This window comes from Streptomyces sp. NPDC025273 (genome assembly GCF_040638585.1).
Taxonomy (GTDB): Bacteria; Actinomycetota; Actinomycetes; order Streptomycetales; family Streptomycetaceae; genus Streptomyces; species Streptomyces cinereorectus.
The window spans coordinates 38,656-62,191 of the sequence record NZ_JBEZYP010000003.1; the positions used below are offsets into that span (position 1 = coordinate 38,656).

Annotated in this window: 21 protein-coding genes and 1 pseudogene; 9 read left to right on the forward strand and 13 right to left on the reverse strand. The window is 71.7% G+C overall.

The window, feature by feature from the left end:
* Nucleotides 1-13 precede the first annotated feature (13 nt).
* Entirely contained in the window at nt 14-571 is a 558-nt protein-coding gene (locus tag AB0F38_RS07335; protein ID WP_361888065.1) for a TetR/AcrR family transcriptional regulator, read from the reverse strand.
* Nucleotides 572-663: 92 nt separating this feature from the next.
* On the opposite strand from AB0F38_RS07335, the gene AB0F38_RS07340 reads away from it, so the two are divergent.
* Both AB0F38_RS07340 and paaK read left to right on the forward strand, forming a co-directional pair.
* Complete coding sequence (locus tag AB0F38_RS07340; RefSeq protein ID WP_361888068.1) at nt 664-1,131, forward strand: nuclear transport factor 2 family protein; 468 nt, start codon at nt 664-666, stop codon at nt 1,129-1,131.
* A 120-nt stretch (nt 1,132-1,251) separates the two neighbouring features.
* Nucleotides 1,252-2,541, forward strand: coding sequence for a phenylacetate--CoA ligase PaaK (gene paaK, locus AB0F38_RS07345; RefSeq protein ID WP_361888070.1), 1,290 nt, complete (start codon nt 1,252-1,254; stop codon nt 2,539-2,541).
* Nucleotides 2,542-2,563: 22 nt separating this feature from the next.
* Here the strand turns inward: paaK and AB0F38_RS07350 are convergent, their stop codons facing one another.
* The 3 genes from AB0F38_RS07350 to AB0F38_RS07360 all read right to left on the reverse strand — a co-directional run bounded on the left by AB0F38_RS07350 (nt 2,564) and on the right by AB0F38_RS07360 (nt 5,813).
* A complete protein-coding gene (locus AB0F38_RS07350) occupies nt 2,564-3,115 on the reverse strand; it encodes a class F sortase (RefSeq protein ID WP_361888879.1) in 552 nt (183 codons plus the stop codon).
* 422 nt (nt 3,116-3,537) lie between these two features.
* Nucleotides 3,538-4,038: a sortase gene (locus AB0F38_RS07355; RefSeq protein ID WP_361888073.1), complete on the reverse strand. Its 501-nt coding sequence runs from the start codon at nt 4,036-4,038 to the stop codon at nt 3,538-3,540.
* Between the two features lie 263 nt (nt 4,039-4,301).
* A complete protein-coding gene (locus AB0F38_RS07360) occupies nt 4,302-5,813 on the reverse strand; it encodes an acyl-CoA synthetase (RefSeq protein ID WP_361888076.1) in 1,512 nt (503 codons plus the stop codon).
* Between the two features lie 325 nt (nt 5,814-6,138).
* On the opposite strand from AB0F38_RS07360, the gene AB0F38_RS07365 reads away from it, so the two are divergent.
* The 4 genes from AB0F38_RS07365 to AB0F38_RS07380 all read left to right on the forward strand — a co-directional run bounded on the left by AB0F38_RS07365 (nt 6,139) and on the right by AB0F38_RS07380 (nt 10,470).
* Complete coding sequence (locus tag AB0F38_RS07365) at nt 6,139-7,992, forward strand: serine hydrolase (RefSeq protein WP_361888882.1); 1,854 nt, start codon at nt 6,139-6,141, stop codon at nt 7,990-7,992.
* A 38-nt stretch (nt 7,993-8,030) separates the two neighbouring features.
* Entirely contained in the window at nt 8,031-8,159 is a 129-nt protein-coding gene (locus AB0F38_RS07370; RefSeq protein ID WP_361888079.1) for a hypothetical protein, read from the forward strand.
* Between the two features lie 89 nt (nt 8,160-8,248).
* Complete coding sequence (locus AB0F38_RS07375) at nt 8,249-8,584, forward strand: SIMPL domain-containing protein (RefSeq protein WP_361888885.1); 336 nt, start codon at nt 8,249-8,251, stop codon at nt 8,582-8,584.
* Between the two features lie 515 nt (nt 8,585-9,099).
* Nucleotides 9,100-10,470, forward strand: coding sequence for an endo-1,4-beta-xylanase (locus AB0F38_RS07380; RefSeq protein WP_361888081.1), 1,371 nt, complete (start codon nt 9,100-9,102; stop codon nt 10,468-10,470).
* Between the two features lie 146 nt (nt 10,471-10,616).
* On the opposite strand, the gene AB0F38_RS07385 is transcribed toward AB0F38_RS07380, so the two are convergent.
* On the reverse strand, nt 10,617-12,191 hold the full coding sequence (locus AB0F38_RS07385) for an NAD(P)/FAD-dependent oxidoreductase (RefSeq protein ID WP_361888084.1): 1,575 nt from the start codon (nt 12,189-12,191) through the stop codon (nt 10,617-10,619).
* 43 nt (nt 12,192-12,234) lie between these two features.
* On the opposite strand from AB0F38_RS07385, the pseudogene AB0F38_RS07390 reads away from it, so the two are divergent.
* Nucleotides 12,235-12,654, forward strand: a pseudogene (locus AB0F38_RS07390) (DinB family protein); the annotation flags it as partial.
* Between the two features lie 7 nt (nt 12,655-12,661).
* Here AB0F38_RS07390 and AB0F38_RS07395 read toward each other — a convergent pair.
* The 4 genes from AB0F38_RS07395 to AB0F38_RS07410 form a co-directional block, all read right to left on the reverse strand.
* The gene (locus tag AB0F38_RS07395; RefSeq protein ID WP_361888087.1) at nt 12,662-14,929 is read right to left on the reverse strand and encodes a serine/threonine-protein kinase; all 2,268 of its coding nucleotides are present in this window, start codon (nt 14,927-14,929) and stop codon (nt 12,662-12,664) included.
* Nucleotides 14,911-15,855 carry an oxygenase MpaB family protein gene (locus AB0F38_RS07400; protein WP_361888090.1) on the reverse strand — a complete coding sequence of 315 codons (945 nt, stop codon included), beginning with the start codon at nt 15,853-15,855 and terminating at the stop codon, nt 14,911-14,913. Before AB0F38_RS07400 ends, AB0F38_RS07395 begins: the two co-directional genes overlap by 19 nt.
* Before the next feature lie 253 nt (nt 15,856-16,108).
* Nucleotides 16,109-17,266, reverse strand: a complete 1,158-nt coding sequence (locus AB0F38_RS07405; protein ID WP_361888093.1) for a methyltransferase — start codon at nt 17,264-17,266, stop codon at nt 16,109-16,111.
* Nucleotides 17,267-17,325: 59 nt separating this feature from the next.
* The gene (locus tag AB0F38_RS07410) at nt 17,326-17,538 is read right to left on the reverse strand and encodes a hypothetical protein (protein ID WP_361888096.1); all 213 of its coding nucleotides are present in this window, start codon (nt 17,536-17,538) and stop codon (nt 17,326-17,328) included.
* Nucleotides 17,539-17,782: 244 nt separating this feature from the next.
* On the opposite strand from AB0F38_RS07410, the gene AB0F38_RS07415 reads away from it, so the two are divergent.
* Entirely contained in the window at nt 17,783-18,607 is an 825-nt protein-coding gene (locus AB0F38_RS07415; protein ID WP_361888099.1) for an endonuclease, read from the forward strand.
* A gap of 24 nt (nt 18,608-18,631) precedes the next feature.
* Here the strand turns inward: AB0F38_RS07415 and glsA are convergent, their stop codons facing one another.
* Nucleotides 18,632-19,984: a glutaminase A gene (gene glsA / locus AB0F38_RS07420; RefSeq protein WP_361888888.1), complete on the reverse strand. Its 1,353-nt coding sequence runs from the start codon at nt 19,982-19,984 to the stop codon at nt 18,632-18,634.
* 40 nt (nt 19,985-20,024) lie between these two features.
* Nucleotides 20,025-20,180: a hypothetical protein gene (locus AB0F38_RS07425; protein WP_361888102.1), complete on the reverse strand. Its 156-nt coding sequence runs from the start codon at nt 20,178-20,180 to the stop codon at nt 20,025-20,027.
* A 137-nt stretch (nt 20,181-20,317) separates the two neighbouring features.
* On the opposite strand from AB0F38_RS07425, the gene AB0F38_RS07430 reads away from it, so the two are divergent.
* Nucleotides 20,318-21,433, forward strand: coding sequence for a chemotaxis protein (locus tag AB0F38_RS07430; protein WP_361888105.1), 1,116 nt, complete (start codon nt 20,318-20,320; stop codon nt 21,431-21,433).
* A gap of 29 nt (nt 21,434-21,462) precedes the next feature.
* Here AB0F38_RS07430 and AB0F38_RS07435 read toward each other — a convergent pair whose 3' ends face one another.
* On the reverse strand, nt 21,463-22,869 hold the full coding sequence (locus AB0F38_RS07435; protein WP_361888108.1) for an NADP-dependent succinic semialdehyde dehydrogenase: 1,407 nt from the start codon (nt 22,867-22,869) through the stop codon (nt 21,463-21,465).
* A gap of 144 nt (nt 22,870-23,013) precedes the next feature.
* Nucleotides 23,014-23,475, reverse strand: a complete 462-nt coding sequence (locus AB0F38_RS07440) for an ATP-binding protein (protein ID WP_361888111.1) — start codon at nt 23,473-23,475, stop codon at nt 23,014-23,016.
* Nucleotides 23,476-23,536 lie beyond the last annotated feature (61 nt).

A 23,536-nucleotide genomic window follows, 5' to 3' on the forward strand; every position in this document is an offset into this window, starting at 1 on the left:
CGCTCCGCGGCGGTCAGCCGGATACGCCGGCGAGGAGCCGGGCGGCCGCCTCTTTGGCCCGGTGGGCGGGATCGGGGGTTCCGGAGACGGCCGCGGTGACGATCGCGCCCTCGGCGAGCAGCACGTACGCGGCCGCTGACTCCGCGGGCCGTCCGGCGGCCACGACCAGTGCGGTGACATAGGCGCCGAAGGCCTCCTTGTGGCGGCGGGCGACATCGGCGACCGAGGGGTCGACCGCGCCGAGTTCGCCGAAGGCGTTGACGAAGGCGCAGCCTCGGAAGCCCGGTTCGGAGAACCACTGGTGGAGCCAGTCGTAGACGGCGAGGAGCCTGTCCCGCGGGGTGGGATAGTTGTCCACGTACGCGGCCAGCCGCGCGCGCCAGCGGATGTCCCGGGCTTCCAGGCAGGCGCGGACCAGCGCCGACTTGGAGGGGAAGAGCCCGTACAGGCGTTTGAGCGAGAGGCCCGATGCGGCTCGGATCTCGTCCATGCCGACCGCCTGGATGCCCCGCTCGTAGAACAGCTCCTCTGCGGCGTCGAGTGCCGCGGCCCGTGCCTGTGCCAGATCCACCGGGACTCCCTTGCGTGAGAACGTGCGTTCTCCTAAAGTACGGCAGCACGCGGGGAGAACGAGCGTTCTCACTCGCACCGGAGGAGGCCCCCATGACCGCACAGCCGCTGGTCCCGCCGTTCACACGGGAATCCGCAGTCCAGAAGGTCCGCCGCGCCGAGGACGGCTGGAACACCCGCGACCCGGAGAACGTCGCACTCGCCTACACACCGGATTCACGCTGGCGCAATCGCGCCGAGTGGGTCACCGGCCGCGAGGAGATCGTCGCCTTCCTCACGCGCAAGTGGGCCCGTGAGCTGGACTACCGCCTCGTGAAGGAACTGTGGGCGCACGACGGTGACCGGATCGCCGTGCGCTTCGCCTACGAGTGGCGCGACGGCGCGGGACAGTGGTACCGCTCCTACGGCAACGAGAACTGGGAGTTCGACGGCGGCGGGCTCATGCGCGCGAGGCACGCCTCCATCAACGACGTCCTGATCGAGGAGTCCGACCGGCGTTACCACTGGCCGCTAGGACGGCGGCCCGACGATCACCCAGGGCTCACCGGACTGGGCTTCTGACCAGGCTCTTCCTCCGGGCTACGTCACCCCTCTTGCCAGGGCGCCGTACATCCTGAATTACTGCTCCCAGGAGGATCGACCGAATGATCGGTCGTCCGCCCCGGCGAGAGGATCACCCGCATGACGGCTCTGCTGGACGCAGCCGAGCGGCTCGGCCGCGACGAGCTGGAGGCGCTGCAGCTGGAACGGCTCCGGGCGACGCTGCGGCACGCGTACGACCACGTCGGTTTCTACCGGGCGGCCTTCGACGGCGCCGGCCTGCGGCCCGAGGACTGCCGTACGCTCGCCGACCTCGCCCGCTTCCCCTTCACCGTCAAGGCCGACCTGCGCGATCACTACCCCTTCGGGATGTTCGCCGTACCCGAGGAACGGGTACGGCGCATCCACGCCTCCAGCGGGACGACCGGCCGGCCGACGGTGGTCGGGTACACCGAGCGGGATCTGGACACCTGGGCGGACGTGGTCGCCCGGTCGATCAGGGCGGCGGGCGGGCGCCCGGGCCACAAGGTCCATGTGGCGTACGGATACGGGCTGTTCACCGGAGGCCTGGGTGCGCACTACGGGGCGGAGCGGCTGGGCTGCACCGTCATTCCCGCGTCCGGCGGCATGACGGCACGGCAGGTGCAGCTGATCCAGGACTTCAGGCCCGAGATCATCATGATCACGCCCTCGTACATGCTGACCCTGCTGGACGAGTTCGAACGCCAGGGCGTCGACCCGCGTGCGACCTCGCTGAAGGTCGGCATCTTCGGTGCCGAGCCGTGGACCGAGCAGATGCGCGGCGAGATCGAGGAGCGCTTCGCGATCGACGCGGTCGACATATACGGGCTGTCCGAGGTGATGGGCCCCGGTGTGGCGCAGGAGTGCGTCGAGACCAAGGACGGACTGCACATCTGGGAGGACCATTTCTATCCGGAGGTCGTCGACCCGTTCACCGGCGCGGTGCTGCCGGACGGTGCGAAGGGTGAGCTGGTCCTCACCTCGCTCACCAAGGAGGCCATGCCCGTGATCCGCTACCGGACCCGGGACCTCACGCGGCTGCTGCCCGGTACGGCACGGGTGTTCCGTCGGATGGAGAAGGTCACCGGGCGCAGCGACGACATGGTGATCCTGCGCGGGGTGAATCTCTTTCCCACCCAGATCGAGGAGATCGTGCTGCGGACGCCGGGTGTGGCACCGCACTTCCAGCTCCGGCTGACCCGGCAGGGCCGCCTGGACGCCCTGACCGTGCGGGCCGAGGCGCGGGCCGGTGCCTCTGCGGACGACCGTGCGGCCGCCGCGCGGCTGATCGCGACAGCGGTCAAGGACGGGGTCGGGGTGACGGTCGGGGTCGAGATCGTGGATCCGGAGACCCTGGAACGCTCGGTCGGCAAGATCAAGCGGATCGTCGACCTCAGGGACGCCGGCTGAGGGACCGCGCGGTCCGAGCGGCTCAGCGTGAGCCCGTGAGCGCTGCGAAGACGACGACGTTGCCCCGGTAGCCGGCCTTCCTGCTGAACTCGCCCCCACAGGTGATCACCCGGAGCTCGGGCCGGGCCGAGGCGCCGTAGACCTTCTTGTCAGGGAACTTCTTCTTGTCGTAGACCTCGACCGCGTAGACGGTGAACACGGCGGTGCTCAGGTCCGCCCGGGTGATCTCGATGGTGGCACCCTTGCGTACGGAGCCCAGCCGGTGGAAGACGCCGGGGCCCACGCGGGTGTCCACGTGCCCGGCGGTGATAGCGGTGCCCACGGAGCCTGGGGCCGTGCCGTCGGCGTACCAGCCCGCGAGGACGGGGTTGTTGTCGGGCGGCGGCTGCAGCGCTCCCGCCGCGTCGAGGGCGAGCTTCGTCAGGGGGGCGTCGACCCCGATGGCGGGGACCCGCAGCCGGACCGGTTCCGACCGCGGCAGGGGCTGGACGGCGGCCCGCGCCGCACCGCGGCCGGGGGCCGGTGTCGCGGAGACGGGCGCGGCCGTGGCGGGATGCGCCCGTACGGGGCGCAGGGGCGCAGGGCGTACGGGCGGCCGGGGTGCGAGCGCCGGTGGAACGGGGGCGGAGCGCACGAACGCGGGTGGTACGGGGGCGGGGCGGACCGGTGCCATGTAGGCGAGGGCTCTCGCGGGCGCCGGGGACCGGTCGCCGGGCGGCGCGGCCGTCCCCGGGGAGCCGGCCGGTTCGGCGGGGGACTCGGCCTGGGCCGCCGGGGGCTGTGGCGGGTTCCCGTCCCGTGTTCCGCTGATCACCAGGGCGGTGCCCGCCACCAGGGCCCAGACGAGGTGCTTGACCTTGGGGAACGACTGCGGTGAGGTGCTGGTCCCTCGCCCGGTTTCCATCGCGTGTGCCTCTGCTTCGCCGCGGGTGGGTGGGGAGTTGGCGGGCCCGGACCGGTGCGGCGTCCGGGGCCCGCCCGACAGGGCTCGTGCGGTCAGGTGCGGACGGTTGCCGTCCGGCGCCGCATCCTGACCACTCCCCCGGCCGCGGCTCCGGCGAGCAGGACGCTTCCCGCGGCCAGCTTTGTGCTCCGGTCCGCGGGGGCGCCGAAGCCGGCGTCCACGCCGCCGGTCGGGGCGCGGCGGACGATCTCGTACGTGTCCGTGATCTTGATCCGAGGCGGGCACTTCACGGTCACGGTGTCGGTGCCCGGCTCGGTTCCTGCCGGGATCTCGAACACGCCGACGAGTACTCCAGGCCGTTCGCCCGCGAAGAGGTGGAAGTCCCCTCCGACCTCGGAGATGCCCTTACCGTAGGTCTCCTTGCCGCAGGCCCTGGTACTGACCGTGACCTGCGAGCCCGGCGACGCCTTCGCCGGGCGGATGTGAATGGTCTGTTCACCGGCGGGGGTGTCCGCCGCCGCTGCCGCCGGGGCCGAGAGAGCGAGGGCACCGACGGCCAGACAGATACCCGCACCGATGTGTGTGTTGCGCATGAGGATCCTCCAACGGGAGCAGGGTCCGGCCCGTCTGCGCGGCACCTCTGCTGTGCTCCGTTCCCGAGGCAACCGACAGTGCGTCACCTCCGCAACACGACGCCTGGCCCTCCGCGTCACCCGCCCAGGCGCAGGAATCCGGCCCCGGGTGATCGTTCCCGCAGGTCACCCGAGCGCGGGCGGGGCCTGAGGAACGATCAGCTGACCGGCGGCGAACGGGCTAAGGGGTCGGCCCCGCACTCGCTCGCCCACGTCCCGGGCCGTCAGGACCGCGGCCGGGAGAACCGGTCCCGCAGCTCCCGCTTGAGGATCTTGCCGCTGGCGTTGCGGGGCAGTTCGTCCACGAACAGGACCTTCTTCGGGGCCTTGAAGTGGGCCAGCTTCTCGCGGGCGTGGTCGATCAGTTCGTGTTCCGTCGCCTCGCCGCGGAGGACGACGATGGCGGTGACGGCCTCGATCCAGCGGTCGTCGGGCAGCCCCACGACCGCCGTCTCGGCCACCGCGGGATGGGTATAGAGAGCATCCTCCACCTGGCGTGAGGCCACGAGGACGCCTCCGGAGTTGATGACGTCCTTCACCCGGTCGACGACCGTGAAGTAGCCCTCGGAATCGCGTACGGCGAGGTCGCCCGAGTGGAACCAGCCGTCGCGGAACGCCTCCGCGCTCTCCTCCGGCTTGTCCCAATAGCCCTGGCACAGCTGCGGGGAGCGGTAGACGACCTCGCCCGCCGTCCCGTCGGGCACCTCCGTCCCGTGCTCGTCGACCACCCTCGCCTCGACGAAGAGTACGGGCCTGCCGCAGGATTCCATCCGGCCTTCGTGCTCGTCAGGGCCGAGGACGGTGGCGAGCGGGCCGATCTCGCTCTGCCCGAAGCAGTTGTAGAAGGCCAGCCCGGGCAGCCGCGCACGGAGGCGTTCCAGGACGGGCACCGGCATGATCGACGCGCCGTAGTACGCCTTGCGGAGAGCGCCTAGCTCGCGAGTGGCGAAGTCCGGGTGGTTGGCGAGACCGATCCATACGGTGGGCGGGGCGAACAGGCTGTCCGCCTGCCCGGCCTCGACCAGGTCGAAGATGCGGCCCGCGTCCGGGGCGTCGAGGATCGTGTTCTCGGCGCCCACCGCGAGGTAGGGCAGCAGGAACACGTGCATCTGCGCGGAGTGGTAGAGCGGCAGCGAGTGGACGGGACGGTCGGTGGCGCGCAGGTCGAGGGCGGTGATGGCGCTGACGTACTCGTGGACCAGGGCGCCGTGGGTCATCATCGCGCCCTTGGGCTCGGCTGTGGTTCCGGAGGTGTAGAGCAGCTGGACGAGGTCGTCGGCGCCGGGTGCGTGTGCGGGAGCGAAGGCGCGTGGGGTCCCCAGCTCCCCGAGGAGCGAGTCCGGTGCGTCCCGCAGTGCGCGCGTGGCGTGGCCGGCGGGGACGCGCGGAGCCAGGTCGGGATCGGTGAGGACGAGGGAGCTGCCGGACTGCCGCAGGATGTACGTCAGGTCCTCGCCGGTGAGGTTCTGATTGACCGGTACGTGAACGAGTCCGGCCCGGGCGCAGGCCAGGTAGGCGATCAGGTACACGTCGGAATTGTGGGCGTAGGAGGCGACCCGGTCTCCGGGGCGCAGCCCGTGTGCGCCGGTCAGGACGGCGGCCGCCGTCCCGACCGCCTCGTCCAGGGCCGCGTAGGTCCAGGTTCGGCCTCCGTAGCGCACGGCTGTGCGCCCGGGGGTGCGCCGTGCGCTGCGCGACACGACACCGTCGACTGTGCTGATGCGTACACCTGTCATGGCGTGATCCTGGGCGGCCCCGGGCCGGTGGTCAAGAGTCCGGCACCCGGCGGACGGCCGAGGAGCGCGCGGGACCGGGGAACGCGGTGGGAGCGGTGACCGCGACAGCGGTTCGCCGGAGGCATGCCTTCGCCTTCGCGCATGTCCTACCACCCCCCGCGCTCGGCCTAGTTGATGGACCATCAGATTCTTTGTCCCGTCAGAGGCGTACGAGGCGGCGGAGGTGACAGTAATCTCTGCTTCGGCAGGAAGTTTCACCATCGGACGAGATTTCGAAAGTTACTTTCGCACTGGTGCTTTCGACATGAAGGGGAAGGGGTTCCGGATGGCCGGGGACGTGTCGGACCGGGGAATGAGCCGTCGGAGGATGGGCGGCGGGATACTGGCCCTGGGCGGAGCGCTCGCCCTCGCGCCGATCCCCTTCGCGGGAACGGCACAAGCGGCGGTCGGCGCCGGGCCGGAGGCGGCGGGCACGGGAGCGGGAACCGGGACGGGTATGGGATCAGGGTCGGGCCGGCCCACGCTGCGCCGGGGCTCCGCCGCGCGTGCGGGACTGCTGGAGGAACCGCTCGACCGGCTCGTGTCCGACGCGGAGAAGTACCTCGCCGGTTCGCCCGCCCACCCCTGGTACGCGGGCGCCGTGCTGCTGGCCGGGCGCGGCGGCACCGTGGCCCTGCACCGGCCGATCGGCAAGGCCGTGCGTTACGCGGCCTACGACGAGAAGACCGACACCGGGGTGGAGTTCCCCGCGGACCAGCAGATCGCGATGGCCGAGGACACGGTCTTCGACCTGGCCTCGGTGTCGAAGCTGTTCACCTCGATCCTGGCCGTGCAGCAGATCGAACGGGGCAGGCTGGACCTGGAGGCCGCGGTCGCCTCGTACCTGCCGGACTTCGCGGGCGGGGGCAAGCAACACATCACGATCCGTCAGCTGCTCACCCACACCTCAGGCTTCCGGTCCTGGATCCCGCTGTTCAAGGAGCCGACCCGCGAGGGGAAGCTCCGTCTGCTGTGGGACGAGGTGCCGGCCTCCGCCCCCGGGACGAAGTACCTCTATTCCGACCTCAACCTGATCTCCCTGCAGCTGGTCCTGGAGAAGCTCACCGGACGCACTCAGGATGTGCTGCTCCGCGAGGAGATCACCGCTCCGCTCGGGATGCAGCGCACCCGGTACAACCCGCCTGCCTCCTGGAAGCCGAAGATCGCCGCCACCGAGGACGCCCGGCTGCCCTGGTCGGGGCTGGAGCGCGGTCTGGTCTGGGGCGAGGTCCACGACGAGAACGCGTACAGCCTGGACGGGGTCGCCGGGCATGCGGGGGTCTTCTCCTGTGCCTGGGATCTGGCCGTCCTGGCCCGTACGCTCCTGAACGGGGGCGTCTACGGCAGATCCCGGATCCTGTCCGAGGATTCGGTGGAGCTGCTGTTCACCGACTTCAACACCGCGTTCCCGGGCGACGAGCACGGTCTGGGCTTCGAGCTCTACCAGCACTGGTACATGGGCGCGATGGCCACCCCGCGCACCGCGGGCCACACCGGGTTCACCGGCACGAGCCTGGTCATCGATCCCACGACGGACTCGTTCCTGATCATCCTGGGCAACTCCGTGCACCCCGTACGCAGCTGGCGCTCGGGCAGTGCCCCGCGGGTCGCGGCCGCCAACAGGATGGCGCGTGCCGTGCCCGTCCGTCCCGCCCGGGGCGGCACCGCCTGGTTCTCCGGTATGGAGAGCGCGGCCACCGCCACGCTGGCGCTGCCCGCACTGCGTCCGGTCTCCGCGCACCCGGTGCTGAGCTGTGCGCTCTGGTGGGACACCGAACCGGCGTCGGACTCCCTCAGCCTGGAGGCGTCGTCGGATTCGGGGGCGACGTGGCAGCCGGTGCCGTTCACGACCGTACCGGCGCACGGCACCCGGCCGCCGCAGGACCAGGCGCACCCGGCGGGCTCGGTGTCCGGCTGGTCGGGGCGGGTCTGGCACCGCCTCGATGCGGACCTGGCGGCCTGGCGCGGCACCGAGCTCAGGCTGCGATGGCGGTACACCACCGACCGGTTGTACGTCGGGCGCGGTGCGTACGTCGACGGCCTGCGCGTCCGGGACGGCAGCCGCACGCTCTTCGACGGGAACAGGCCGGGCGATTCCGGCCGCGTCGAGGCGACGGGCTGGACCGTCTCCGCCGACTGAGCGGCCCGGCCGGCGGCCCGGCCGGTTGGATGACCCGCGTGAATACAACGCGCTCCGTCGACGCCCCGTGGGGCGTGTCGGTGTTCGGGGCGGACGGCATGGATGCCGCACCCGACCTGGCACGCCTCCGCGTCGCGATCGAGCAGACCGGGAACACACCCGGGTGAGGCCTTCGCCGCCACCCGGGGCGGGGTGAACCGGATCCGGGTGGTCCGGCGCGTGCACCGGGCGCCCGAAGCCGCCGTCGAGGTCTCGGCTGAACCCGCCGTCGCAGTGGAGCCACGGCAACGAGGCCACGTTCCTCGGCTACGGGTGCACCGCGGCCTTCGTGATCGAGCTGCGGGATCCGGACATCCTGGAGACCGTGCTCATCGACGTCGTCGACGCGGGGGCCAACGTGCGTACCGAGAAGGAGCTGCGCGCCCGGGCGCGTTCGGCGGACGTGGCCGCGGCTCGGCAGAAGCGAGCCCGGTGCGCCGCGGCGGCCGAGGTGCGGCTCGGGCCCGTCGTCCCCGTCACGGACGTGGACTCCGAGCAGTTGCAGAACTACCGCGGACCGGCCGGCACGACGGGAGCGCCGAGGGCGATCTGACGCCCGGCAAGGTGACGGTGCCGGCGGGTGTCGTGATCCGCTTTTCGCTCATGGGCAGTTGAGACGCGCGCCGCAGGGCGCGAGGGTGAGCGCGGGCCGCGCAAGGGCGGCCCGCGCTCTTCTCATGGCCACGCGCTGAGCCATCAGCCATTTCGAAACTTTCGACAAGCATGGTGAACGTCTTTCGACATGTCTTTGCGTGCTACCACACTCCACCCGTCGAAGAGTCCGGATCCGCGCCTGAACCGCACCGTCTTCGCACGTGGAACAGCCGATGGTCATCAAATGAGCAGTTATTCGCTCGGAAATATTTCGGAAATACAGCGTTGACGCACCTTCCCGTTGGGCGCATACTCTCCCTCGCTCCCCTCTGTTCCACTGCTCGCCTTCCCGCCGCGGAAGCGCCCTCGGGGTGTTTCCGCCGACGGCTGCACAGCACCTCGAACGGTCCGACTCACCCGTCCGGGCGCTCTGTTGGATCCGCCCGGCATCCGGAAGAAGAGGCTGGAAACGCGATGGTTCAGGTATCCCCCGACGGCATCTCCGCCCGCCCGCACCTGCCGGCCCGCACCAGGCGGGCCCTGTCCCTCGTCACGGCCGGTGTCCTCGCCCTGGCCGGCGTGGTGTCGCTCGCCGGCCCGGCCGAGGCCGTCGGCACGCTCGGCAACGCCGCGGCGGCGAAGGGCCGGTACTTCGGCACGGCGGTGGCCGCCCATCACCTCGGCGAGGCGCAGTACGCGTCCACGCTGGACGCCCAGTTCGACTCGGTCACGCCCGAGAACGAGATGAAGTGGGACGCTATCGAGAGCACCCGCAACTCGTTCAACTACTCGTCCGCCGACCAGATCGTCAACCGCGCGCGGAGCAAGGGCATGAAGGTCCGGGGCCACACGCTCGTCTGGCATTCGCAGCTGCCCGGCTGGGTCGGCGGCCTGGGCACGGCCGATCTGCGTACGGCGATGAACAACCACATCACGCAGGTGATGACGCACTACAAGGGCAAGATCGACTCCTGGGACGTGGTGAACGAGGCGTACCAGGACGGCAGCAGCGGGGCACGCCGCAGCTCGCCGTTCCAGGACAAGCTCGGGAACGGCTTCATCGAGGAGGCGTTCCGTACCGCCCGCGCGGTCGATGCCGGCGTCAAGCTCTGCTACAACGACTACAACACCGACGGTCAGAACGCGAAGAGCAACGCGGTCTACGCCATGGTGAAGGACTTCAAGCAGCGTGGTGTGCCGATCGACTGCGTCGGGTTCCAGTCGCACTTCAACAGCAACTCCCCCGTCCCCTCGGACTACCGGGCCAATCTGCAGCGCTTCGCCGACCTCGGTGTCGACGTGCAGATCACCGAGCTGGACATCGAGGGCTCGGGTTCCTCCCAGGCCGCCTCGTACTCCAGCGTCGTGAACGCCTGCCTGGCGGTCACGCGCTGCACCGGCATCACGGTGTGGGGGGTCACCGACAAGTACTCGTGGCGCAGCAGCGGCACCCCGCTGCTGTTCGACGGCAACTACAACAAGAAGCCGGCGTACGACGCGGTGCTCACCGCGCTCGGTGGGTCCACCGGTGGCGGTAGCGGTAGCTGCACGGCCACCTACACCCAGACCGCCACCTGGAACGGCGGGTTCAACGGGCAGGTGACCATCAAGGCAGGCGGTTCGGCGATCAGCTCCTGGACGGTGCCGGTGACCGTGACGTCGCCGCAGAAGGTCTCCGCCACCTGGAACGGCTCGCCCACCTGGGACACCAGCGGAAACGTGATGACGGTCAAGCCGAGCGGCAACGGGTACCTCGCCGCGGGTGCCTCTACGTCCTTCGGGTTCACCGTGAACACGAACGGCAACACCTCGACGCCTGCCGTCGGTTCCTGCACCGCCTCCTGAGCGGAGTCGGTCACCGGCCGGGACCGGGGAGGGTGAAACCCGCACCCGCCCTCCCTGTCCCGCACCCCCGCCCCGTCCGGTCCTCCGACCGGGCGGGGCGGTTGGCCGTCATCGGCGTCCGGGTCCGGCGTGTCCCGGCCGGTCCGTCACCGGCCCAGCGCCGCCATGGCGGCGTTGTGGCCGGGCACCCCGCTGACCCCGCCGCCGCGCACCGCGCCCGCCCCGCACAGCAGGACGTTGGCGTGCGCGGTCTCGACGCCCCAGCGGCCGGTCTCCCCGGTGGCGTACGGGAAGGACAGGTCCCGGTGGAAGATGTGGCCGCCGGGCAGGCGCAGGTCCTGCTCCAGGTCGAGGGGTGTCTTCGCCTCGACGCACGGCTCGCCGTTGCCGTCGAGGGCCAGGCAGTCGGCGATCGGTTCCTCCAGATGGCTGTCGAGTTCCGCGAGGGTGGCCTTGAGCAGGGCCGCGCGTGTCGCCCCGTTGTCCGCGGCGAAGAGCCGGGCGGGGGTGTGCAGCCCGAAAAGGGTGAGGGTCTGGTAGCCGCGGGCCGCGAGGTCCGGGCCGAGGATCGACGGGTCGGTCAGCGAGTGGCAGTAGATCTCGGACGGCGGGGCGGCGGGCAGCCGTCCCGCCGCCGCGTCGCGGTAGGCGTCGGCGAGCTGCGTGTACCCCTCCGCGATGTGGAACGTTCCGGTGAACGCCCGGTGCGGGTCCACCGCGTGGTCACGCAGCTTCGGCAGCCGGGTGAGCAGCATGTTCACCTTCAGCTGCGCTCCCTCGGCCTGGGCGGGCGGCTCCTCGCCGAGGAGCGCGGCCAGTGCCTGCGGCGAGGCGTTGACCAGGACCCGCCGGGCAGCGACCACCCGTTCCCCGCCGGGTGAGCGGACGGTGACCTCCGCGCGGGTGCCGTCCGTCTCGATCCGGGTCGCCTCGTGCAGGACGCGGATCTCGGCGCCCGCCGCCCGGGCCGCCCCGGCCAGCGCGTCGGTGAGCGCGCCCATCCCGCCGACGGGGACGTCCCAGTCCCCGGTGCCGCCGCCGATCACGTGGTAGAGGAAGCAGCGGTTCTGGAGCAGGGACGTGTCGTGGGCGTCGGCGAAGGTGCCGATCAGGGCATCGGTCAGCACGACCCCGCGTACGAGGTCGTCGGTGAACCGCTCCTCGACGGCGACCCCGATGGGCTCCTCGAACAGCGTGCGCCAGGCCTCCGCGTCGTCGATCCGCGCACGCAGTCCGTCACGGGCCGGCAGGGGTTCGGTGAGCGTCGGGAAGACACGTGTCGCGACCCGCCGCGTCATCGCGTAGAAGCGCTGCCACGCGTCGTACTCGCGGTCGCCGCCGGTGAGTTCCGCGAAGGACGCCCGGGTGCCTGCGCCGCCGACGAGCAGCCCGGTGGCCCGTCCGCCGCGCACGGCCGGGGTGTACGAGGAAACCGTGCGCTTGCGTACCGCGAAGTCGAGGCCGAGATCGCGGACGATCTTCTGGGGGAGCAGCGAGACGAGGTACGAGTAGCGGGACAGCCTGGCGTCGATCCCGTCGAACGGGCGGGTCGAGACGGCCGCTCCCCCGGTGCTGCCGAGGCGCTCCAGGACGAGGACGGACCGCCCGGCACGGGCGAGGTAGGCGGCGGCGACGAGACCGTTGTGGCCGCCGCCGACGATCACCGCGTCGTAGCTGTCGTGCGCGGGTGTGCCGGGTGCTCGCTTCTCGTCTGTGGGCATGGCCCCTTCGTAACATGGGACGATCACCCCTGGCCAGAGGGCTGCGACCGTGCTCGCGGGAGCGGGCGAGTGGGGGCGGGACGCCACACCGTTCCCGCACCCGTCGCCTCCACCGTTCACCACCCTCGCCTGGCGTCTGAGCCACCTCACCGAGATGCTGACCCTGCGCGCCGACCACACGGCCGGAGGGCACAGCATGACCCGGGACGACCACCAGGTCGTGGGAGACGCCGCCGGGGCGATCGCGGCCTTCGAGGCGGGGGCAGCCGCGTGGCGGTCGGCGCTGCTCGGAGCCGACGACGCGGCGCTCGACACGGTCGGGTACAGCACCTGTCCGCACGGGAGCGATCCGGAGGATCCGTTCATCGACACCGTCTGGTGGGTCAACCAGGAACTGCTGCACCACGGTGCCGAGATCGCACTCTTGCGCGACCTCTACCGCGCACGGGCGCGGGGAGCCTGACGGCCGCTCAGTGCGGCTCCGGGCCGCCCCGCCGGCGCAGATCGGCGACCCGCCGGTACAGGTCCACCGCCTCCGCGCCGCGGCCGAGCTGCTCCAGGCAGTGTGCCTCGTCGTTGCGGCTGGCGAGTGCGTCGGGATGGCCGGCGCCCAGGACCCGTTCGCGGGCCTCGGCGACCTTCCGGTAGTCGGTGAGGGCGTCGGCCCACCGGCCGAGCCAGCCGAGGCCGACGGCGACCTCCCGGCGGCTGACGAGCGTGTCGGGGTGGTCGGGGCCCAGGGTGCGTTCGCGGATCGCGCACACGTCGCGCGACTCGACGAGGGCTTCCTCCCAGCGGGCCATCCGTCCGAGGTTGACGCCGAGGCCGTGCCGGGCGCGCAGGGTCTCCGGGTCGGTGGGCCCGTTGACCCGGGTGCGGTCCCCGACCAGCGCCCGGTACAGCTCCAGGGCCTCGGCGCTGCGGCCGAGCCTGCCGAGGCTGACCCCGACCTCGTAGCGCGCGGACAGGGTGTCGGGGTGGTCGGCGCCCAGGGCCGCGGCGCGGGCCTGCGCGACCTCGCGGTACGTCTGCAGGGCCTCGGCCCAGCGCCCCAGCCGGCCCAGGGCGCAGGCCACTTCGTACCGGGTGACCAGGGTGTCCGGGTGCGTCGCCCCGAGCAGACGGCCGCGGGCGTCCGCCACCTCGCGGGCCATCCGGTACGAGTCCTCGACCCGGCCCAGCCTGCTGAGGTTGAAGGCCAGGTTGTGGCGACAGCGCAGGGTGTCCGGGTGGTCCGGGCCCATGGAGCGCTCCCGGGACGCGAGCACGGCGGCGTACACCTGGTGGGCCTCGAAGTGCCGGCCGAGCTGTCCCAGGACGTACGCCGTCTCCTGGCGGGCCGCGAGGGTCTCGGGGTGGTCGGGCCCCAAGGAGCGTTCGCGGCCGTCGGCGACCCGTGCGAAGGTGCGCAGCGCGTCGGCCGCGCGTCCGGTACGGCTGAGGGTGAACCCGACCTCGTACCGGCTGGCGAGGGTGTCGGGGTGGTCGGGGCCCAGGGCCTGCTCGCGCGCCTCCGCGACCGAGCGGTGCACCTCCCCGGCCTCCTCCCAGTGGCCCAGGCGCGCCAGGTTCAGCCCGGCGCCGTACCGGCTGGCCAGGGTGGCGAGCAGCTCGGGCGACGGGGTGGGGTGCGGGGTTCCGGCGGCGGGGAGGCCGGGGAGAGGCAGGAGCCCGGTCCCGGTCGTCCATGCGCCGGTCAGGCCCGCCGAGTGGTCGACGGGCGCCGTCCCGGGGAACGCCGCGCCGGTCGCCTTGTGCCCGGTGGTCATGTTGCGGGTCCAGGAGGGCAGGTGCGGCGTCCGGGAGACGGCCGGCCGCCCGGGGCGCAGGACGGGGACGGGCGGGGCTGGCCGGATCCCTCCGGTCTCCGGCCCGCGGGGCTGTTCGCCGGTGCGGCCGAGGGCGATGCGCTGTCGTAGGTCGCTCGCGTCGGCGGGCCGTTCCTCCGGCGTCTTGGCCAGGAGGTCCAGGACGACCCGGTCGAAGAACCCCGGCAGTTCCGCGCGGTGGGTGCGCAACGGTTCGGGCTGGGTGTCACGGTGTCCGACGAGCACCGCCCAGGCGTCGTCGAGGTCGAACGGCGGTACGCCCGTGGCGATCTCGTACAGCACGCAGCCCAGTGAGTAGAGGTCGCTGCGGTGGTCGACCTCACCGCCGCTGATCTGCTCGGGCGACATGTAGTGCGGGGTGCCCATGGCGATCCCGGTGCCGGTGAGCCGTGAGGAGTGGCCGATGTCGTGGCCCAGCCGGGCGATGCCGAAATCGCAGATCTTCACCGTGCCGTCGTCGAGCCGCATGATGTTGGCGGGCTTGAGGTCGCGGTGCACGATGCCCTGCTGGTGGGTGTAGCCGAGGGCGTCGGCGACCTGTTCCGCGATGTCGACGATGTCGGGCACCGGCAGCGGGTGCTGTTTGTTGTCCTCCAGGAGCTGGCTGAGGTTGCGCCCCTCCAGGAGCTCCATGACGAGGTAGAGGACGCCCTCGGACTCGCCGAAGTCGTGGACGACGGTGACGCCCCGGTGCTGGAGCGCCGCGGCGACCCGTGCCTCGCGGCGGAAGCGTTCGCGCAGGATGCGGGTGAAGGACTGGTCGTGCTGAGGCCCCATCGGTTTGAGACATTTGACGGCCACCTTGCGGCCCAGGGATTCGTCGCGGGCACGCCACACCTCGCCCATGCCGCCGCGCCCGATCACGTCGAGCAGCCGGTACCGGCTCTGGATCAGCCTGGTGTCCGCCATCGCCTGCTGTCGCCCCCGTCGCTCGCCTGCTGCTGCGCCCTCCCCGGCCCCTCCAGTATGGCGGCCCGTCCGCGGAGTTCGTACGGGGCGGGGCGGCTGCCGGGGCCGAGTCGTTTCATCGCCTTCACGACGTGTCCCGGTGGCAGGCACCAGCGGATGCGTGCGGGGATGCGGCGCAGGGCGGTGCCGGTGGTGCGCAGGCGGCGGTCGACGGCCTCCTGGGGCGGCGCCGTCCTGCCGTACAGCTCGTGGGCGTACGGGGGCAGGGAATCGTAGGCGAGGGCCGCCACACGTCGCCACAGCAGTGCCCGCGCCGGTGTCAGCAGGGCGTGGACCGGTGGGCGGCGCAGGAAGTCGTCGACGTCCCGCGCTTCCGGACCGGCGGCGAGTTCGGGGCGGACCCGTTCGAGGTAGGCGGCGAGTGCCGCGGTCGTGGCGGGGACGCCGGAGGGGTCGAGGCCGACGAGGCGGGCGGATCTGCGCTGTTCGTCGACGTACCGGTCGGCCTGGGCGTCGGTGAGCGGGAAGCCGGAGCGGCGCTGCACCTGGAGGTAGGAGTCGATCTCGGCACAGTGCACCCAGAGCAGGAGTCCGGGTTCGTCGAGGCAGTAGCTCTCGCCGGTCGCCGGGTCCGTGGCCCCGAGGAGGCGGTGGATCTTGCGGACCCGGGCGCCGTAGCTCTCCGCCGCCCCGGTGGTGCCGTAGGTCAGGGTGCCCACGAAGTCCGCGGTGCGCATCAGGCGTCCCCAGGCGTCCTTGCGGAAGTCGGAGTTCTGCATGACCCCGCGGACGGCGCGCGGGTGCAGTGCCTGGAAGTAGAGGGCGCGTACGCCGGCCACCCACATCATGGGGTCCGCGTGCATCTGCCAGGTGACGGATCCGGGGCCGAACAGCCCGGGGTCCGCGTCTCTCGTCGGCTCGTGCATCGGCTCGTACCTTCCACTCGGCTGTGGAACCGGGAGGCCTCGCGGCCTCGTCGTGCCGGGGTGCGGTCGTGCTCGGAATCTCGTGAAACGGAGTGAGACGTCTCCGCGATACATGCATACCGCACCCTCGTCCGTTCCGGCGAGGGGTGGGAGCCATGCCACCACCGCCGGCTGCCCCCGGAACCCTGCCCCGGGCCGCGGACGTGCCCGCTGTGCCGCCCTGGCCGGGCGGGACGACCGGGCCGGAGCCCGGTCAGCGCTTGACGGCCCGAAGGACGACGAACTTCGGATCGCCGGCCACAGTGGTGCAGTTGCCGAACGTCCGGCGCAGCTGCGTGTGGTAGCCGAGGTGCCGGTTGCCGACGACCCACAGCTCCCCGCCGGGACGCAGCGCGGCTCGCGCTCCGTGGAACATGGTGCGGGCCGTGGCGTCCGAGACCGCCTGGTGCGAGTGGAACGGCGGGTTGCTGAGGACGAGGTCCACGCTTCCCGCGGGCAGGTCCGCCATCCCGTCCCCGACCAGGAAGTCCGCCTGTGCATCGGGCCGCGCGTTGGCCCGGAAGGTCGCCTCGGCGGAGGCGACCGCCTGGTACGACTCGTCGATGAAGGTGACGGAGGCCTCGGGGTTGGCGAGGGAGGCGGACAGCCCCAGGACGCCGTTCCCGCAGCCGAGGTCGACGACGCGGTCGGCGCCGGTCCGCCCGGGCAGGTGCTTCAGGAAGAAGCGGGTGCCGATGTCCAGGCGCTCCGCGCAGAAGATGCCGGCGTGGTTGGTCATGGTCCGGCCGGAGACGGCACCGACGTCGTCCGGCAGGTCGTAGCGGTACGGCCAGGGGCTGGGGCTCCTGGGCAGCGCCGGATCGGGGGTGCAGAAGACGAGCCGGGCCTTCTTCACCGCGAGCGAGGTGCGGGTGGGCCCGATGATCCGTTCGAAGAGCTTGAGGGTGGAGGTGTGGATCTCCTTGACCATGCCGGTGCCGATGACGACGGTCCCGGCGTGGACGGCCGGCGCGAGCCTGTGCAGCTGGTCCTCCAGGAGCGCGAGGCTCTTGGGCACCCGTACGAGCAGCACGTCGACGCGCTCCGGCGGGGTGTCGCGCACCGACAGCATGCGGACCGCGTCCGGATCGGCGCCGTTGCGGGCCAGATTGGCCGCGGTGGCGCGCTGGGCGAGATACGAATCGGTGATCTGTACGGGCCGGTGTCCGGCCAGCGCGGTGGCGAGGGCGCCCCAACGGTCACCGACCACGGCCACGGTGCCGGACAGGGCGACCGGCTCGCTGTCCTGCGCCCCTTCCAGCCGGCGCAGCAGATACTCGTCGGCGGCATCCCACGCACGGAACGGGTCGCGTGGGTCCTCGGGAAAGCGGGCGAGATCGAATCCGCCCTGTGACGTCGTCAAACGGTTCATATTGCGTTCAGGCTAACCGAGTGGCGGGGGGCGCTTCGCACGCTCCCCGCCACGGCGTCCTAAGGAAGCCGTTTGTCCATGGCCGACCGGCCCTCCTCGGCCAGCGTGCGCCGTGCCCACTCCAGGGACTCCGGGGTCAGGTCCCGCCCGGAGGCGAGCACCAGATCCTCCGCGGTGGGCTGGTCGTTTCCGCCGGTGTGCAGCAGACGGTCGGGAGTCACCAGCTGCACCTCCGGCACGGATACGGATATGGATTCCGACTCTTCGCTCATGCCGCCTCCTCGTCCTTGCGGCAATTCTCGCGCCGGGACGACGTCGCCGCATCCGTTGCCCCCGGCGGCCACTCCGTCCCGTCACTTGACCTGCACATGATAAATACACAGTGTTCACACGACCGGCACCGTACGTGTGGAAGGCTCCCGGCTGACCAGGCATCACTCGGCCACCATGGCACCGCTCGCCCCACACACCCGGTGGCGGCGGCGCGGTCCCCGCTGCTCCGGAGAGGACACCCCCATGTCCAGTCGCCGCCGTTTCTACGCGCGTCCACTACTGGCCACAGTCGCCTCGATCGCCGTGCTCGCGGGCGTCGCGGCCACCGCACCCGCGGCCACGCCCACCGCCCCGGTCGCCGCCACGACCTCACTCACCGCCCTCGACGACACCTACTACCAGAACGCCCTGGGCAAGACCGGAACGGCACTCAAGAGCTCGCTGCACACGATCATCAGCGACCAGACCAAGCTCTCCTACAGCCAGGTCTGGGAGGCCCTCAAGGTCACCGACCAGGACCCGGCCAACTCGTCCAACGTGATCCTGCTCTACGCCGGCCGGTCACAGTCCAAGAGCAGCAACGGCGGCGACGTGGGCGACTGGAACCGGGAGCACGTCTGGGCCAAGTCGCACGGGGACTTCGGCACCGTCACCGGCCCCGGCACCGACATCCACCACCTGCGTCCCGAGGACGTCCAGGTCAACTCCATCCGCGGCAACAAGGACTTCGACAACGGCGGCAGCGCGGTGTCCGGTGCGCCCGGCAACTACACCGACAGCGACTCCTTCGAACCGCGCGACGCGGTCAAGGGCGACGTCGCCCGGATGATCCTCTACATGGCGGTGCGGTACGAGGGCGGCGACTCCTTCGCCGACCTCGAACCGAACAACAGCGTGAGCAACGGTTCAGCCCCGTACATCGGGCGGCTCTCCGTGCTGAAGCAGTGGAGCCAGGAGGACCCGCCGGACACCTTCGAGAAGAACCGCAACAACGTCATATTCGACCGGTACCAGCACAACCGGAACCCGTTCATCGACCACCCGGAGTGGGTCGAGGCCATCTGGTAGGCCGGGGAGCCGCCCGGTAGGAGCTCAGCCCGGACCGGCCAGGGCCTGCGCGCAGCGCTCCACGGCCTCCTCGCGGGAGCCGTAGCGCGGCAGGTCCCGGCCGGTCCGTTCACGGACGAGGTCCGGCGGGCCCAGCCGGTTGCCCGGGTCGACGACGGCCGCACGCCGCCCGCCCGCGACCAGCCGGGCCAGACCCGCGTGCAGCAGCTCCAGCGCCACGGAGTCGGCGCCCGTCACCTCCCGCAGGTCGAGCACGACCGAACCCGTCCGCTCCCGCCCGGACTCGTCCAGGGCGTACAGCACACGCTCGGCCGCGGTGAAGTCCAGGGCTCCCTGGGCCGCCACGATGCCGACCCGCTCACGCAGGGCACGCTCCCGCCGGCCGGGCGGGGCGGAGGGCAGTACGTCGGCGGTGGTGGCCAGTGTGACGGTGGAGCCCGGCAGAGCCGGGTTCCTCATGAGGTGGAGCCCGTAGCGCTCCGACAGCGCGCCGAGCGCGGCCCGCCCCCGTACCGAGGTCCCGGCCGCGTCCAGCGGCGGACTGTAGGCGGCCAGGCCGAAACGGGCCGGTCCCGCGGCGATCAGACCGCCCGACACCCCGCTCTTGGCCGGCAGCCCGACGCGCAGCAGCCATTCGCCGGAGCCGTTGTACATGCCGCAGGTGGCCATGACGGCGAGCACCTGCGCCGCGACCTCCGCGGAGACGACTCTCTCGCCGGTGAGCGGGTTGACGCCGCCGTACGCGAGCGTGGCGGACATCACGGCGAGATCCACGGTGGTGACCCGCACCGCACACTGCCGGAAGTAGGTGTCCACGGCGGCCACCGGGTCCAGCCGCCCGGTCCCCGCGCTGCGGAGCAGGTAGGCGAGCGCCCTGTTGCGGTCCCCGGTGGCGACCTCGGAGGCGTACACCTCCTCGTCCACGTCCAGCAGCCGCCCGGCGAACCGGCTCATGCACGCCAGGATGCGACGGAAGGCGGGGAACTCCGGGGTGTCGGGGACCAGCGCGGTGGTGACGATGGCTCCGGCGTTGACCATGGCGTTGGCGGGCCGCCCCGTGCCGGGTTCCAGGCTGATGGCGTTGAACGCCTCGCCACTGGGTTCGGCGCCCACCCACCGGTCCACCTCGTGCAGGCCCAGCGACGACAGGGCGAGCGCGTAGACGAAGGGCTTGGAGACCGACTGCACGGTGAAGGGGGTGTCCGCCTCCCCCGCGCTGTAGCAGTGGCCATCCATGCTGACGAGGGCCAGCCCGAAGTCGCCGGGGTCGGCTCGCTTCAACTGCGGTATGTAGTCGGCTGGTTCACCCTCGCGCACAACGGCGTACCGGGCGTGCAGATCACCCAGGACATCCGTGACGGCTTCGGCCGCGGTCATCGCGGCCTCACCGAGGAGGAAGAGCACGTCCTCCGCACGGTCATCGCGTGTGGTCGCAGAAGAGGTCGCGGAGCCCGGCCTCGCGCTCGGGGTCGAGGATCCCGAGCAGGCATTCCCTCCGGAGGGACTTCACGGCCGCCCCCACGTTCTCGGCGCCGTCGGCCGGGTGGAACTCCCACACGGTGAGCGTGGACATCTCACACACCTCCGAAAAGCAAGGGGATAACTCGCTCATACTAGGATCAAAAGGTATGAATTAACTCGTCGAACGATCCGCCCCACCCCGCAGGGCGGCCCCAGCACCGCGGACTCCGAACCCTCCGGGAGGGAACGATGGATACGGACGCCCTGACCGCAGGCCTGTTGCAGGAACTTCGAGCGACCAGGCCCTATCCGGCCCTGTCCCTGACGATGCCCACCCACCGCCGGGCACCGGACAACGCCCAGGACGCGGTGCGGCTGCGGAACCTGGTGACCGAGGCCGCCAACCGCCTGGAGGCCGACCCCCGGGTGAGCCGCGAGTCCCGCGCCGCCGTCAAGGCGCAGCTCGACCGCGCGGTCGCCGAGGTGGACCAGCGGCGGGCCCTGGACGCCCTGCTCATCCTCGCCGACGCCGACGCGTACCAGATCTGGCAACTGCCGCGCACCGCACCCGAACGTGTGGTCCTGAGCGACACCTACCTCACCCGCAACCTGGTCGCGGCGAAGGCGCGGGCACAGGCCTTCTGGGTCCTGAGTGTGTCCGCGGAGCACGCGGCACTGTGGTCGGGCACGAACGACGGGCTGCGCAAGGAGGGAACGGGCGGATTCCCGCTCACGGCCCCGCACGAGGAGCCCAACCCGCAGCGCGAGGAGCGGATCGGGGACACCCCGAGCACGTACAGCAGTGAGGACGCGCGCAACTTCCTGCGTACGGTGAACGAGAAGCTGCGCACGGTCCTGGCGACGGACCCGCGGCCGCTGTTCCTGGTCGGCCTCGCCCCCGCACTCGCCCTGCTCGACGAGGTGGGGGAGACCTCCAGGACGGCCGTCGGCAGGGCCGCGAAGGGGACGACCGCGGAGACGACCGCGCCCGAGCTGTTCAAGGACCTGACCCCCGCACTCGAGGACCGGCGGCGGCAGACCGCGGCCGGGATCCACGAAAGGCTCGACCACGCCCGGGGCAGCAACTCCTTCGCGGGAGGCCTCGACGAGGTGTGGGCCGCGGTGCGGGAGGGCCGTGCGGGCCTGATCGCGGTGGAGGAGCACTTCCAGCAGACGGTCAGGGTCACCGAGGAGCACCTGGAGCCGGCCGAGGACGCCGAGCGGCGGACGTCGGACGGCCAGGTCCGCGAGGACATCGTCGACGAGCTCGTCGAGGCGGCGCTGGACAACGGCTGCGACGTGGTGTTCGTCGCCGACGACTCCCTCGCGGACCACGGCCGGATCGCGGCGGCCCTGCGCTTCTGAGGACGTGTCCTCGAAAGCCGTCGGCCGCCCTACTCCCTGCCGTACCAGACGGTGGTGGGGTTGCAGAACTCCCGGATGCCGTGTCCGGCGAGCTCCCGCCCGTAGCCGGAGCGCTTCACCCCGCCGAAGGGCAGTGCGGGGTGCGAGGCGGTCATGCCGTTGAAGAAGACACCGCCCGCCTCCAGGTCGCGCACGCACCGGGCCGCCTCCGCCCGGTCGCGCGTCCAGACGTTGGAGCTGAGTCCGAAGGGGGTGTCGTTGGCGAGCTCCACCGCCTCGTCCAGATCCGCGACCCGGTAGAGCGTCGCCACCGGGCCGAAGGTCTCCTCGCGGTGGACGCGCATCCCCGGGGTGATCCCGGTGAGGACGGTCGGCAGGTAGAACCAGCCCCGGTCCAGGCCGGCGCCCAGCCCCTCGGGCCGGCGGCCCCCGCACAACGCCGTGGCGCCTTGGCCCACGGCGTCGTCGACGAGCTCCTCCAGGTCGGCGCGGCCCTGTTCGCTGGAGAGCGGCCCCACATCGGTGGACTCCTCCAGCGGGTCGCCGACGGTCAGGGCGCGCATCCCGGCGGTGAACCGCTCGGTGAACGCGTCGTACACATCCGCGTGCACGATGAAGCGCTTGGCCGCGATGCAGGACTGCCCGTTGTTCTGTACGCGGGCGGTCACGGCCCTCTCCGCGGCCGCGGCGACGTCCGCCGAAGGCAGGACGAGGAAGGGGTCGCTGCCGCCCAGCTCCAGCACGGTCTTCTTCACCTCGTCACCCGCCACGGAGGCGACCGCCCGGCCTGCCGGTTCGCTGCCGGTGAGCGTCGCCGCGGCGACCCGGGGGTCGCGCAGCAGCGCCTCGACGGCGCCCGAACCGACGAGCAGCGTCTGGAAGCAGCCTGCGGGGAATCCCGCCCTGGTGAACAGGTCCTCGATGTACAGGGCGGTCTGCGGCACGTTCGAGGCGTGCTTGAGCAGTCCGGTGTTGCCGGCCATGAGCGCTGGTGCGGCGAAGCGCATGACCTGCCAGAGCGGGAAGTTCCACGGCATCACGGCGAGGACCACCCCCAGCGGGCGGTAGTGGACGTAGGCCCGGGATGCCCCGGAGTCCTCGACGTCGGCGTCCTCGGGGTGCTCGTCGGCGAGCAGGCGCTCGGCGTTGGCCGCGTACCAGCGCATCGCCTTCGCGCACTTGGCGGCCTCCGCGCGGGCCGCCTTGACCGGCTTGCCCATTTCGGTGGTCATGGTGCGGGCGATGTCCTGCCGGTCCTCGTCGAGGAGGTCCGCGGCCCGGTTCAGCAGCCGGGCCCGCTGGGTGAAGTCCGTCGTGCGGTAACCGCGGAACGCGCGGTGGGCGGCGGCGAGCCTGTGCTCGGTCTCCCGCGCGTCCAGCGCGTCGAATGTCCTGAGCGTTTCGCCGTTCGCGGGATTGACCGTCGCGATGGGCATGGCATGGCCTCCTTGCATCGGTTCTTCGACCGTGCCGCGCCACGCCCTGCCGCGCAACGCGGCCCCCTGACGCACGTACCCGGCCGGCGCGGATCATGCGTGCGCGAGGCACACCGTCCGCACCGGCCGGGCGCCGGGCCCTCGTCACACGAGGACGGGAACGGGCCCGTCGAGGAACGTGCGCCCTCCGGGGAGGGGCGTACGCGGCAGCAGTCCGGTGGTACACGGCGTCTCCGCGTAGCGCGTGAACCAGACGACCTTGCCGTCGGTGGTCCTGCAGGTCCCCCAGCTGTCGCTGAGGGCCATGACGCGGCTGAGACCGCCGCCACCGCCGCTGAGCAGCCTGGGCATCCGGGAATCGTTGTCCGCCACGGACACCGTCAGGTGACGGCCGGTCCAGCGGAGTTCGACGACGCACCGATTGTCGTCGCCGACATGCCGCTGGACGTTGGTCAGGAGCTCCTCCGCCGACCGGCAGACCGGCCGGACGTGCAGGTCGAGACTCCAGTGACGAAGGTGCGCGGCGACGATGCGCCGCAGCTGGGAAATGCGCTCTGCCGACACCTGCAGTTCGACCAGATAGTGCCGGTCGAGTGGAACGGTCATCGTCGAGGCTCCTCACCGCGAGGCCCACAAACTTCACCCCGTTCGAACCAACGACCCCCGA